Source organism: Streptomyces sp. NPDC056296, assembly GCF_042268605.1.
Taxonomy (GTDB): domain Bacteria; phylum Actinomycetota; class Actinomycetes; order Streptomycetales; family Streptomycetaceae; genus Streptomyces.
The window spans coordinates 75,924-88,126 of the sequence record NZ_JBHJRX010000013.1; the positions used below are offsets into that span (position 1 = coordinate 75,924).

The 12,203-nt window shown below is 67.5% G+C and carries 11 protein-coding genes and 2 tRNA genes; 5 read left to right on the top strand and 8 right to left on the bottom strand.

From position 1 onward, the window contains the following. Positions 1-34 precede the first annotated feature (34 nt). Entirely contained in the window at positions 35-307 is a 273-nt protein-coding gene (locus tag ACFCZF_RS12245; RefSeq protein WP_376671601.1) for a hypothetical protein, read from the bottom strand. 124 nt (positions 308-431) lie between these two features. Here ACFCZF_RS12245 and ACFCZF_RS12250 point away from each other — a divergent pair, with 124 nt between their 5' ends. Beyond that, complete coding sequence (locus ACFCZF_RS12250; RefSeq protein WP_376671602.1) at positions 432-4,028, top strand: NACHT domain-containing protein; 3,597 nt, start codon at positions 432-434, stop codon at positions 4,026-4,028. A gap of 175 nt (positions 4,029-4,203) precedes the next feature. Here ACFCZF_RS12250 and ACFCZF_RS12255 read toward each other — a convergent pair whose 3' ends face one another. From ACFCZF_RS12255 to ACFCZF_RS12270, 4 genes are all read right to left on the bottom strand, one after another. After that, positions 4,204-4,797, bottom strand: coding sequence for a DUF4291 domain-containing protein (locus ACFCZF_RS12255; RefSeq protein WP_376671603.1), 594 nt, complete (start codon positions 4,795-4,797; stop codon positions 4,204-4,206). 41 nt (positions 4,798-4,838) lie between these two features. Beyond that, a protein-coding gene (locus ACFCZF_RS12260; RefSeq protein ID WP_376671667.1) for an IS5 family transposase occupies positions 4,839-5,650 on the bottom strand; the annotation gives its coding sequence in 2 pieces (ribosomal slippage) (positions 4,839-5,311 and positions 5,311-5,650; 813 coding nt in all). Positions 5,651-6,132: 482 nt separating this feature from the next. Then, positions 6,133-6,603 (bottom strand): NUDIX domain-containing protein, encoded by a 471-nt coding sequence (locus ACFCZF_RS12265; RefSeq protein WP_376671604.1) that lies wholly within the window; start codon positions 6,601-6,603, stop codon positions 6,133-6,135. A 2-nt stretch (positions 6,604-6,605) separates the two neighbouring features. Then, positions 6,606-7,349, bottom strand: a complete 744-nt coding sequence (locus tag ACFCZF_RS12270; RefSeq protein ID WP_376671605.1) for a helix-turn-helix domain-containing protein — start codon at positions 7,347-7,349, stop codon at positions 6,606-6,608. Between the two features lie 119 nt (positions 7,350-7,468). Here ACFCZF_RS12270 and ACFCZF_RS12275 point away from each other — a divergent pair, with 119 nt between their 5' ends. The 3 genes from ACFCZF_RS12275 (at position 7,469) to ACFCZF_RS12285 (ending at position 9,389) form a co-directional block, all read left to right on the top strand. Beyond that, positions 7,469-7,699, top strand: coding sequence for a hypothetical protein (locus ACFCZF_RS12275; protein WP_376671606.1), 231 nt, complete (start codon positions 7,469-7,471; stop codon positions 7,697-7,699). A 231-nt stretch (positions 7,700-7,930) separates the two neighbouring features. Then, positions 7,931-8,374: a glycine-rich domain-containing protein gene (locus ACFCZF_RS12280; RefSeq protein ID WP_376671607.1), complete on the top strand. Its 444-nt coding sequence runs from the start codon at positions 7,931-7,933 to the stop codon at positions 8,372-8,374. Between the two features lie 73 nt (positions 8,375-8,447). Continuing rightward, positions 8,448-9,389 (top strand): protein kinase, encoded by a 942-nt coding sequence (locus tag ACFCZF_RS12285; protein ID WP_376671608.1) that lies wholly within the window; start codon positions 8,448-8,450, stop codon positions 9,387-9,389. A gap of 572 nt (positions 9,390-9,961) precedes the next feature. On the opposite strand, the gene ACFCZF_RS12290 is transcribed toward ACFCZF_RS12285, so the two are convergent. The 3 genes from ACFCZF_RS12290 to ACFCZF_RS12300 all read right to left on the bottom strand — a co-directional run bounded on the left by ACFCZF_RS12290 (position 9,962) and on the right by ACFCZF_RS12300 (position 11,455). Beyond that, positions 9,962-10,720, bottom strand: a complete 759-nt coding sequence (locus tag ACFCZF_RS12290) for a PASTA domain-containing protein (protein ID WP_376671609.1) — start codon at positions 10,718-10,720, stop codon at positions 9,962-9,964. A 363-nt stretch (positions 10,721-11,083) separates the two neighbouring features. Further along, positions 11,084-11,156, bottom strand: a tRNA-Arg gene (locus ACFCZF_RS12295). A gap of 208 nt (positions 11,157-11,364) precedes the next feature. Beyond that, positions 11,365-11,455 (bottom strand) — tRNA-Ser (locus ACFCZF_RS12300). A gap of 168 nt (positions 11,456-11,623) precedes the next feature. On the opposite strand from ACFCZF_RS12300, the gene ACFCZF_RS12305 reads away from it, so the two are divergent. Next, positions 11,624-12,094 (top strand): SSI family serine proteinase inhibitor, encoded by a 471-nt coding sequence (locus ACFCZF_RS12305; RefSeq protein WP_376671610.1) that lies wholly within the window; start codon positions 11,624-11,626, stop codon positions 12,092-12,094. Positions 12,095-12,203: the final 109 nt, after the last annotated feature.

The window sequence follows — 12,203 nt, forward strand, 5'->3', positions numbered from 1 at the left end:
ACGCTCCGCACACCCGGCGAAGCCGCTCCGTCGGTCAGGGGCTGCGGACCGCACGGGAACGCGTTCGCGGCACGGAGCCAGGCACTTGTGACCGGGACGCGGCCTCCAGCTCCGCGCACGCGGACACGACCTCCGGCCGCCGGCTCCCGGCCGAACCCTCCACGGCGAGCTGCACCCGCCGGGTGTGCTCCTCCTCCACTCGTACGACGGTGCGGTGCCGGATCCAGCAGCGCAGCAATGCCGAGACTCCGGTGAACACGGCGAGCGCGATGATCAGGGCGGGGTGTGCGGCATCCAGCAGTCCCATGGCGGTCTCCCGAAGTGTGGGGCGGTGGCCCGTCGGCGTTGCCCCAACTCTCCGAGTGAGCCTGGGTTTCCCTCTAGGCTGGGGAAACTCCGGGAAACCGGGGCGCCGAGTCAGAGGGGGTGCCATGGCCGGAGGACGCCCGCCGAAGGATGGCGGACCGACGCGCTACCCGGAACTGGAGGAACTGGCCTCCTGGTTCAGGCAGTCGATGGCTGACGCCGGGTACGACAGCCCGAACGCCGTCGTACGTGCCGAGATCGCCCACAAGAACGTCGTGTACGGCATCCACGGCGCCTCGCGGTTCCTCAAGCTGGACGTCGTCCGGGCTCTGGCCGTCGGCTTGGGGAGGAACCCCGCCGAAGTCGAACCGCTGTGGACCAGGGCGAAGGAAGCAGTGGACCGCGCGGCGGCCGCCCGCCTGGCCGCCGAGACGCCCCACCTCACCGCCTGGTCCCAGCTCCCGCTGCCGGAACTCGCCTTGCGCAACCTGGTGGAGGCGCAGAGCAGAGCCGTGGAACGGCTGCCCTACAACAAGCTCGGCGTGGAGGAGCCACCCCTGTCCGCGGTGTACGTGCGGCCCCGGATACGCACCTCGGGCCGTACCGGCGAGGGCCACGCCCGAGGGGGCGCACGGCCGGACGGCGACGGTGCGCAGCGCATGGCGGCTCCCGGACGCGGCGAAAGCGCGCAGGTCCTCGATGCGGCGCTGCCCGTACCCGACGCACTGGCCCGGCACGACCACCTCCTGATCACGGGGGAACCGGGCGCGGGCAAGTCGACGCTCTCCAGCCACGTGGCGTGGACCCTGGCCCGGATCTGGCTTCGCCAGGAGAGCAGCCTGGATGCCCCGGTCACGGAGCCCGTCATTCCGCTGCGCGTGGCCGCCCGCACCCTCGTCGACCGGAGCGGCTCGTGGAGCTCGGTGCTGTGCCGGGCGGCCGGCCGCAGCCTGGGCCGCAGCCTCGTCACGGACCCCGAGCCGAACCTGTTCGCCGGCCGGGTACAGGGAGCACGTTGGCTGGTGCTGGTGGACGGGCTGGACGAGATCGCCGATCACGACGCGCGCACGGGTGTCATTCGCACGATCGCACAGCACGCCCGAGCCGGCAGCGACTACCGGTTCGTGGTGACCAGCCGCCCCCTGCCCGAGTCCGAACTCGCCCCGCTGCGTGGCCCCCTCATCGGCGCGTACCGCATCGAACCTTTCCGCTTGGCCGAACTGCGCGACTTCGCAGGTAAATGGTTCACGACCCAATACCAGGACGACAAGGAGCGGGCCAGGGCCGCGACCGACCGATTCCTGAAAGAGATCCAGGACGGCCGCCTGCGTGAACTCGTGCGTAATCCGCTGCTCGCAACGATCGCGGCGGTGAACGCCACGGTCGACCGGTCCCGTCCCCTGCCCACCAGTCGGCTGAGCCTCTACCAGCGCTTCTGTGAGCATCTACTGACGCGCGGCGTGAGCACCGCGGCTTTCCGCTCGGAGCTGAACCGGCGCTTTCACGACGATCCCGAGCGGCGCTCGTTCCACCTCTGGCTGGACGACCACAAGCAGGAGGTGCTGGGCGCGCTGGGCAGGTGCCGCGTGGAGGGCGAGAGATCCCTGTCCGAAGCGGCCTTGAGGTGGGTTCAGGAGCACGCCGCCGAACGACGTCTGTCGGCCGGCTGGCAGACGGACGTGCACGAGTTCCTGCGGGGCAGCGGGCTGCTGGTACCCGCGGAGGACGACTACAGGTTCCTCCACCACTCCTTCGCGGAGTTCATGGCCGCCCAGTCGTACGTGCTGGAGATTCCACCGGATTTCCCGGATGTGGAACGCTGGATCCGGCGGGCCTCCGCAGGCGATGAGCGCACGTTGGTGATGTTCCTCTTCTGCATGTGGTCCGAGCGGGCGGACTGTACGGCGGACCGCATCACGGAGCAGTTGCTGCGCGGGACGCGGGGTGGCCACGAACGCGTGATGCTGGCCGGCATGCTGCTGGCCGAGGGAGTCCCCGGCGGGGGGAACCTGACACTGATCCTCGACCGTCTGGAAGCCGTGGCACGCAACGCCGCCGTCGATGACTGCGAGAGGGCGCTGGAGGTGCTCGGGGCTCTCGGTGGGCGGCCGAGCGTCCTACCGCGGCTGAAGCGCTTGGCCTCCTCGGAGATTCTGGATCCCATGCTGCGGCTGTACGCGGTCGAGGCGTTCAGCCGCGCGGGCGACGAGGAGGTGGCCGAGCAACTGCTGGGCTCGGTGCTGGGCTGGATCTACGGGGCCTTTCCCAGAGCCGCCGAGGTGGCTTGCTCGATCGGTCAGGGCGCGCGCGAGGCGGTGCGTCGACGGGCCTGGGCCGTCGCGGAGGGACCGCGTGCGAACCCCCTCCTGCTGGCACGGATCGCCATGGCTCTCGAACGGCTGGGACTCCCGCAGGAAGTGGCGAAGGCGGCCCGCAGAGTGCTGGCGGACGGCAAGGCCGAGGCGGCCCAGATCAAGGAGGCCGCGGAGGCTTGGATCAAGGCGCTTCCCGCCGAGGCGGAAACCGTCGTCCGGTTGACGATGGACCGTCCAGCGGCGGACCAACAGGGGAGGGCAGCCGTCGCCAAGGTGCTGGAGGAGGCCGGTGAGCCGGAGGCGGCGGCGCGGGTGGCCGGTGGGGTGCTCGGCTCGGGCACGCCCGACTCGGAGGCACTCGAGTCAGCCGCTCGCACCTGGATCAAGGTGCGGGGCGCGGCGGGCGTCCCCGCGGTGATGGAGGCGTTCGAGAACAGCAGTGCGGACCTGGGGCACGACCTGGACACCCCTTCGGCTCTCCTCTTGTCCGTGGCTGCCTTCTCGGAGGAGGCGGAGATCGCCGCCTGGGCCCAGGAGGTCCTCGGCGAGCACCGTTGGGGCACCTACGAGGGTGGCAGCGTGGTGTCCGCCTGGCTGGCGGTCGGCGGCCTGGCGGCAGCCGGGGAGGTGATGGAAAGGACAGGGCGGGGACATCTGCTCGAGGGCTACGCGAGGGCCGAGGCCGCGGAGGCGATGCTCGACGCGGGGGCTCGCCGAGAGGCCGTGGAGCTCGCCGAGTGCGCGCTGCGCACCCCTAATCTCTCCAAGACGCGGTACAAGCAGTCAGCCGGCGTGCTGCTGAAGGTGGAGGCCGACCGGGCGGCCGAGAAGCTGGAAGGCATCTGGCGAGAACCCGTCGGCATCGACATGAACAGTGCATGGCTGCACGGTGTCCTGGTCGCCTTCTCCGAACACGAAGCGGACGCGCCGCTCCTGGACGCCGTGGCCTGCCGCTTCGCACGAGAGCTCCTCGACCTCGGCGCCGCGGACAGCGGTGACGTCCTCCTCGCGCTGGAGACCATCACGGAGCTCGAGGGCCGGGGCACCGTCCCGTACGTCGTGGAGACGGCGAAGGCCAAGGCACGGTTCGAACTCAACTGGCCCGACCTGTGTCACATCGCCCAGGGGCTGGCGGCGCTCGGGGAGCAAGCGGCCGCGCTGGAGCTGTGGCGGCATGCGATCAGCCTTCCCTTTCCGCCTCAGCACACGGACCTTCTCCTACTGACAGCCGTCCAGTCGGCCGAGGTGGCGAAGGAGGCCGCGAGCTGGATGCGCGAACTGATCGCCGATCCGGATACCTACCCCCCACGCCGGCTCAGGCTCCGCCAGATGCTCGCCTGGCTCGCCGCGGCGGACCCCGCCTGCGCCGAGCACACGGCGGAGCCCGTCGCCCCCACCCACGCATGACTTCCGGACAACGCGGCCGTCTCCACACTCCACCCAGCAAAAGCCAGAGGCCCTGTGGATCTCTCCACAGGGCCTCTTGTCTGCTGTGCACTCGGCAGGATTCGAACCTGCAACCTTCTGATCCGTAGGATCGGGCAGCGCCCCGCTAAGAAGTCATCTCAATTGGTGGCTCTGCTCACCGGTGCAAGTGGTCCAAGCCTCCTTCGGGCACTGGGTAGGAATGCTCTGCGGGTAGGAGGCCCCGTGCTGCAGCCAGGTCCCCGCCCCGTACGTGGTCGTGAATCGTGTGCGCAAGTGTGGAGACGTCGGTGATGGAGACCGTCCACTCGTCCGCGTAGCGGTGTGCGGCTTCTCCTGTGAGACCGAGCTGCAGCGAGCGGTGAGGAAGCGGCTGCAGGTGCAGGTCTCGTTCCGGGTCCCACTGGACCCGAGCCGGAGACCGCTTCAACTGGCCTTTCCAGGTTGCGCGGTCAGGATGCAGCCCGTGCTCATAGTGGGCCAGGCAGGCATGTTCCAGTGCCCACTCGAAGCCTTCACGGGTGATCTCGATGGCGAGGACAGTTTCCTGGCCGTCCTTGGAGCCCCATCCGCAGCGGTACATCATCCAGAGGAAGGAGGGCTTGATCCACGTCATCCGATCCCGCTGCCAAGCCGCCGGGAAGCGGCCGTCCCGGGCCGCGGGAAGGCCGATCTCCCGCCCGTACGCCTGATAGACGGTGACCGTGGACGCGGTGTACAGGGCGCGGATCTGGTGCTTCGGTTCTGCCACGGTGACCAGCGTGGGGGCACAGTTCGATGCGCGCCATCGAATTAGCGGCGCACTTGACTGTCGGGCCTGCGGTAGCAGATGAGGGTACAGGCGATGCTGGTGAAGGCGAGGAAGTGTTCTGCTTTGCGTTCGTAGCGTCGGTGGAGACGTCGGCAGCCGGCGAGCCAGGCCATGGTGCCTTCGATCGTCCAGCGGTGGCGGCCCAGTCGTTGTGAAGTCTCGATGCCCTTGCGGGCGATGCGGGGGGTGATGCCGCGCCCGCGTAACCATCGCCGCAGGTGAGAGTAGTCGTAGCCCTTGTCGGAGTGGAGCTTGTCCGGCCTGCGCCGTCGGCGGCCTCGTCGGGAGCGGATCGGCGGTATGCCCTGCACCAGGGGGATCAGAGCCTGACTGTCGTGCAGATTCGCCCCGGAGATGCCGACGGACAGGGGCAGACCGGTCCGCTCGGTGATCAAGTGGATCTTCGAGCCGTACTTGCCCCGGTCGACAGGATTCGGACCTGTCAGGTCCCCCTTTTCAGGGCTCGCATGTTCACCGAGTCGATCGCGCAGCGGGACCAGTCCAACTCGCCGCGGGAGCCTAGCTCGTCGAGGACCACGCGGTGGAGCTCGGCCCACACCCTGGCCCTCGACCACTCGGAGAAGCGCCGGTGAGCGGTCGGACCCGACGGTCCGAACGACGCCGCGGGCAACTGCTGCCACGTGCAACCCGACGTGGCCACGCACACGATCGCAGCCAGCACCTCCCGGTCACCATGCCGACGCCGGCCGCCCCCCTGAGGCCGCGACGGCGCCTCCGGCACCACCCGCTGGAACAGCTCCCACAACTCATCCGGCACCAGCCGCTCAACAATCCCCACCACGACCGACAGCCTACCGAGATCGCCAAATGAGATGGCCTCTAAGAGCGTCGAGCGCCCTCGACTCTGCGTGCTCGGGTTGGGGATCATGTGTGTCCGTGGGCCGTCGTTGCCGTCAGGGCTGCCGTCACGCGGCCCAGCATCGACGGCTACAGCGCCTGGGCACGGAGGGACCATCAGACCCTGATCGCAGGCCTTCTAGTGCTGAGCGCCAGTCAATTTGCGCTTGTTGCAAATCCGTTGCCAGTAACTTCAGCGCAAGGTAAACGAACTCGCCGAACTGCTTGGTCAGCCGGGGATTGTGAATCTGCGCGCGGTATAGGCGGACACGAACACCGCTAAAGGTACTATCCTCTTCGCCCCCGCCGAGGCCTCTCGCCAGTGTCAGGCGTAGCCTCCCAAACTGCTCCGCCTCTCGATCGGTTCTGGATGAGTATTGATCTAGAGGGGCTGCTTCTCTTGAGCCTCTAACGCGGTCAGCCGAGGTATGGCTGCTCACGGTGCTCCAAGAAGTGACGGATCCTGAGTCGCTGCGTGTGGTGCATCGACAGTCGATCGATCTCCTCTGACTGGACAAATCGCAACTGCGTGGACTCGTCCGAGATCGTTAGTCGGCCGCCGAGCACATGGGCGGTGAAGCAGACGTTGAACTGTCTGCGCACTTCACCGTCCGAGTAAGCAATGACGTGGAGAGGGTCGGTGTAAGTGCCCACGAGTCCAGTGATCTCGACGTCCAGGCCCGTTTCCTCTTTCACCTCGCGGACGGCGGTTCCCGGCAGGGAGTCGGTCATTTCCATGCCGCCGCCGGGCAGCGCCCAGAGATCGTTGTCCCGCCGGCGCTGGAGGAGGATGCGTCCCTCGCCATCGGTGACCACCGCGGACGCGGCGACGACCAGGCTATTGGGCTCGGGGGCGTCTGGGTCGTCGTAGTACTCGGTGCGTGCCATGATCACTTCCCTCGTACTGGCGTCGCGGTTGCCCACACCGCGTCGAAGCTGTCTGCGTAGGTGTCGAACATGCCGCCCTTCCCGTTTCGGCGCACGTGCCAGACAGGGGCGCTGTAGGCGTTCACGCCCCAGACATGAGCGTTGACCAGTGTCTGATCATCGGCCCGGTAGATCGAGTTGTAGAGGGTCGTGGCGTGAGTCCGGACCTCGATGCCCGGTACCCCGATGAGGGGGCGGTAGTGCATCAGCGCGAGACGGCACCGAGACTGGATTCCGTGGCCAAACTTCTCCTCGTCGCCCCGCTGTTGAACGTTGGAGCTGTCCGCGTCGCCGACGGCGATGCGGACTGCGCAGCCCTCGGCCGCCCGCTCCCTCAATAGTTCGTTGAGCCGCGGGTACGCCTCATGCAGGAACACAGCGGCGTACACCAACACGGCGATCTGCTCGCGCGCCTGGGTCAGCATGTCGACGAAGGTGGAGACGGGGATGTCCGCCCGCTGGTCGTAGAGGGCCACAAGTTCCGGGCTGACCGCACGAGCGGGGCGTGCCTGCCTGAGCGATGGCCATAGAGCGTGCACGTCTTCTCCTAGCGTTTCTGCAGCCAACATGGCCGTGGCGCGGCGCGGCGTACGCCCCAGGTTGACCCATCGTTCGATGGTCTTGGGATCCACTTCGACCTTGTCCGCGAGGGCGTTGTACGTCCAGCCGCCTGCCGCCATGGCCGCACGTAATCTCTCGTTTGCCATTTCAATCTCTCCTAACAACCGGGGACGGCACTAGGGACGTTCTACTCGACGCGGGACGTCCCGAAATGGGGTTTGTCCGTAGTTCCGGCGTCCTGGCGGTCGGCAGGAAGCTCGTTGGCATGGCGAGCAACCAGCAGACCAGACCAGCCCCCGGTGACCTGGCCAGGGACAACGCCAGGCGACGTATCGGCGTGGTCATGGACCAGATTGGTGGCCGTGTGCAGATGCGGCCGGTCCGTGGCGGCGCCGAGTGGGATGCCATGCCGGACCAGGTCGTAGCGCTCAGTGCACGAGAGGAACTGAGCGTTCGCCTGGCCGTGCGGAACGGCAACAGTCGGGGCGGGCTGTGATGCGCGTCGTCGGCCGGTACGCCGGAGTCCTGTTCATCATCGGATCACGCGGGCTGGTGATCGGTATGACTCTCGCCATCGGCAAGTAGACCGGCCGGTCCGATCGGGTGCCATCCCCGGCTCCCCGCCCCGCTCGGGCCGGCCTACACCCTCCCGGATCGTCAGTGATTTGAACTCGCGGCTGGGACGGGAGACATCTGCCATGCACCGCCTTATTTCAAGGAGACGCACATGACCGCAACGGCAAACGACCAGAAGACCGGTCGCACGGTGGCTGGTGAGGAGCTGTTCGAGAGCCTCGGCCACTTCGTGGTCGTGCACAACGGCCAGTCGCCCGAGCGTGCCGAGCGGATCGCGGACCAGGCGGTGGCGTTCCTCGTCACTGCTGCCACCGCCACGGTGCCCATGGTTCCGTCGGACGACGTGGACCTCGGCCTGCACGCGTTCATCCTGCACACGAAGGAGTACGCCGAGCTGTGCCAGAAGTACGCGGGCCGCTTCCTGCACCACAACCCGAAGCCGGGTGGGGGCGCCCGCGACCCGGAAATGGTTGCAGCCTCGGTCCGCGCCATGAAGGCCGCCGGGTTCATGGTCTTCGATGACCTCTGGACCGTGAACGGCGAGAATCTCGCGCAGTGCGACTCCGACTGCGGCCGACCGTACGGCCAGGCGTAACACTCGGCCAACCGCAACGCGGCCGGCCTCTCTTCGTTGTCGGCCGCGTTCGCGCCAGGAAGGAGAAGAGACGTTGTTCGGCACAACTTCCGAGCTGCCGATCGTGGTGCTTCATGCGCTCATGCCCACGACTCAACGCATGGTCCTCAACCGTCGCGGCTCAACCGTCTGGGAGGTCGACAGCCATCGAGGCCGGTACGCCGTGAAACTCGGGTACCCGATCGAGGCTACGGCCGACTGGCCCGCCCAACCCTGGACCGCGCTCGCGCCGGCACGCGAGGGCGCCATCTTGCATCGCCTGGGCTGCGAAGAGGTGGCCTACGGCGAGTGGGAGCAGGGCACGTGGAACTTCCAGCCGTGGCGTGAAGGGCCTGATCTTTACCGGTTGTGGGAGCCCTCTCGTAGCGAAGACTCGACCATCAAACCGCACGTCAGCGTGGCACTGAGTTGCGTCGAGGCCCTGGCCGAACTCCACGCGGCGGGCTGGGCACACGGTGATGTGCAGCCTGCTCACTTCATCGTCGGGCCCGAACGAACGCACCTCATCGACCTCGCTCTTGCCCACGGCGGTCAAGTGCCCAGTGGGTACAACTTCCCGTTCCGCGGCTGCCTTGTCCACTACGAGGCTCCGGAGATCGCTCAGAGTGTTCTCGCTACGGGGACCGCCGAACCGTCCGAGGAAGCCGACGTTTACGCACTGGGTGCCTCTCTCCTCATGTCCGCTACTGGCTGGCGAGTGGTCGAGTACCCGGACGATGCTCCCCGTCCTGTTCAGCGGGAGGCAGTGGCAAGGGGGAATCGCCGCTCCGTAAAGGTGTCCGGTCAACTCGGCGAGCTGATCGACGCGATGCTCAGCCATGCTCCCGGGGATCGCCCCACCATCTACGAAGTGGGCAAGGCTCTGAGCCGATCACGAAACCTGGACAACGGACGCCCCAGTGCGGGCGACAACAAGAGACCGGACCACCCCTCAGCCTGGACAGCAAACCGGGTGGTCCGGTCACGCACGCCCTGATCAGGACCCCGGTGCCGATGTACCGGGGTGGTCGGCGCGCTCGAATGCGGGTGCGACTTCAACCTCGCTGCATCCCAGTTCTGACGTTCACCACCGAAAGTAAGCCACGGCGGCGGACTCGCCGAACGAGCACCCGCCACGTGTGTTTCCAGCAACCCCGGACCGACCCCGACCACGCTACTTCTCTTCGTCACGGCCTTCAGCTCCACGCTGGCTCGACCGTGATCGACGTGGACGCCGGCACTTTCGGCGTTCATGCGCCTGTGGCTTCCGTCGGCTGCAAAGCATGGGTCGGTTGGGTGGCCTGGCCTGGTGTGGTCGGGGTCGGCCTAGTCCTGTTGGTCGGTCTGGTCGGGCTCCTTCGTGGTCGGGCTCTCCGCCCCGGCTGTGCTGCGCGCTGAGTGGGTGAGGGCCGCTGCAGCGGTGGCGGAGGCATGGAGCGGCGGCGGCCCCTGGCCGCCAGCGCGCGCGGACCGCCGTAGGTGGGCCGCCTTGATCCATGAGGTGATTCGGACAGCTCACCCCGCCTACGAGGGCCCGCGCCAGAGCAACATCGGCGCGGGCCTTGCGTTCTACCGGCAGCCTCCGGGCGGACACGGGTTGTAGCAGCCGCCAGGCGGGCACCCACCCTTGTCACCGGGGTAGTAGTCGTCCTCGCTGCCCCCGCTGCTGCTGTCATCCCCAGACCATCCGTCGTCGGGGTCGACGTAATCGGGTTCGACGTAGTCCGGATCGTTCGTGGGGTCCTTGTAGAGCCCCTTCGATGACGGACACGCCTCGCCCTTCTCCACGGCGTGCAGGGTGACATCTGGTTCATACGGCAGGGCGGTCCCAGCCTTGACGCTCTGGAAGCACACCTTCCAGCTCGCGTAGTCACCACCTTCGTTGTCCGTGTCGTAGGCCGTCTTGTCCTCGTAGGCGGCCTTGATGTCTATGTCACCGACGGCATCTCGCAGCTTCTCCACGGCCTTGGCATACGTGGTGCCCTTCACGTTCGGCATCTTGGGCCAGGGAAGGGGTCGACCATCCTTTTTGGGGCACGGCGCCCCGTCTGGCACGGCAGCGAAGTCGACCTTGCTCAGGGTTGCTTTCTCGAAGCACACCGTCCAGTCACCTCCTGGAGCCTCGTCCTGGTTGCTGGCGTCGTGCACCGCAACGCTCAACCCGCTCTGCCTTGCTCGCTTCGAGGCTCTGTCGACGCTCTTCCCGACCTGGCTCCCAGCTGGGCCCGGAGTGGCCGTGGCCGTGACAGTGACCGTCGCACCCGGCGCCGCCGCCACGTCCTCACAGTCGTCGCCACAGGAGCTGAGTAGTAGGAGAAGCAGCACCACGGCCAGAGCACTTATACCGCTGAACCATCCTTTTTCACCCCTAGTCATTGCCAATGCGGTGACACCCCCATGGTTCACATGATCAAGCCCCGGGAGCTCCACCCGGGTGCGGGATTGTCGGCCAGCCAGGCATCCGCCAGAAGGACGGCGTGCGCACGCCACCTTCAGCAGCGGCCAGGGCGTGATGATCCACGTATATCGGGTTCTATCGGAATGACAGAGGTGACGGCAACAGTTGGGACGAAAGGCGAGGGCCTGAGCATGCGCCCTGCCGGCACACGATCCACGGTTGCCGTCAAAGACCGCCGTCAACGCAAAAGCCAGAGGCCCTGCGGATCTCTCCACAGGGCCTCTGGTCTGCTGTGCACTCGGCAGGATTCGAACCTGCAACCTTCTGATCCGTAGTCAGATGCTCTATCCGTTAAGCTACGAGTGCTTGTCTTGTTCAGTTTTACCGCCACTCCCGGCCCTTTCGGCCCGCTCGCGGCGACAGGAAGAACATTACATGACTGCCGCCGTCATGTGAAATCCATTGGCCGCGCCGCTTGTGACCTGCGAAAACGAGGAAACGAGCCATCACGGCCGGACGGGCCCGGACAGCATCGAAGCCCCGGCCGAGTGGGCCGGGGCTTCGATGATCCGTGCGGAGGCGGAGGGATTTGAACCCTCGATGGGCTTTAAGACCCAAACCGCATTAGCAGTGCGGCGCCATAGACCGGACTAGGCGACGCCTCCAGACAACATCACCTCTCGCGTGCGAGCGCGAGTGGCGCGTGCCGATGATGACACAGTTGAGCGCGCTGTCACCAATCGACCCCCACGGTACTAGGCGGGCAGGCCGCAGGGCAAAGCCCTTACCGCCCGGTCGCGCAACGTCCGGCAGGTCGGCGCGTTAGTCAGGTCATGTTCCAGGTCACCCGCCTCCCCGCCGCCGCCCGTCTCCTCGGCGCCGCTGCCCTGTCCGTCGCCTTCCTCGCCTCCCTGTCCGCCGCGCACCCGGCCGCCGCTGCCGGCACCGAGGCGCCGAGCGTTGATCACCTGACGGTCACCGTCCGGGACGCCGGCGCGGGTGCGGACGGCACGTACGAGCTGTACTGCCACCCCCACGGCGGCAGCCACCCCGACCCGGACGGCGCCTGTGCCGTCGTCGAGCGCGACACGCGGTGGGGGGAGGACACCTTCGCCCCCGTCCCGGAGGGCAGCGTCTGCACCATGCAGTACGGCGGCCCCGCCACCGCGCACGTCACGGGCACCTGGGCCGGACGCCCCGTCGACGTGACGTACGACCGCCGCGACGGTTGCGAGATCTCCCGCTGGGACCGCATGGTGCCGCTGCTGCCCGAGGTGGGGTCGCAGGCGCCGGGGCGGTCGTAGGCGCCGGGGCGGTCGTAGGAGCTTCGGTACGGCACCGGGAGACGTCCGGTACGGCACCGGGAAGCGCTCCGTCAGGCACCAGGAGGGGGGGTCCGGTACGGCGTCGGGA

Bases quoted from the DNA above. Each gene is read 5' to 3' on its own strand.
- ACFCZF_RS12245 (WP_376671601.1), bottom strand. From the start codon at position 307: ATGGGACTGCTGGATGCCGCACACCCCGCCCTGATCATCGCGCTCGCC.
- ACFCZF_RS12250 (WP_376671602.1), top strand. From the start codon at position 432: ATGGCCGGAGGACGCCCGCCGAAGGATGGCGGACCGACGCGCTACCCG.
- ACFCZF_RS12265 (WP_376671604.1), bottom strand. From the start codon at position 6,603: ATGGCACGCACCGAGTACTACGACGACCCAGACGCCCCCGAGCCCAAT.
- ACFCZF_RS12270 (WP_376671605.1), bottom strand. From the start codon at position 7,349: ATGGCAAACGAGAGATTACGTGCGGCCATGGCGGCAGGCGGCTGGACG.
- ACFCZF_RS12275 (WP_376671606.1), top strand. From the start codon at position 7,469: ATGGCGAGCAACCAGCAGACCAGACCAGCCCCCGGTGACCTGGCCAGG.
- ACFCZF_RS12280 (WP_376671607.1), top strand. From the start codon at position 7,931: ATGACCGCAACGGCAAACGACCAGAAGACCGGTCGCACGGTGGCTGGT.
- ACFCZF_RS12305 (WP_376671610.1), top strand. From the start codon at position 11,624: ATGTTCCAGGTCACCCGCCTCCCCGCCGCCGCCCGTCTCCTCGGCGCC.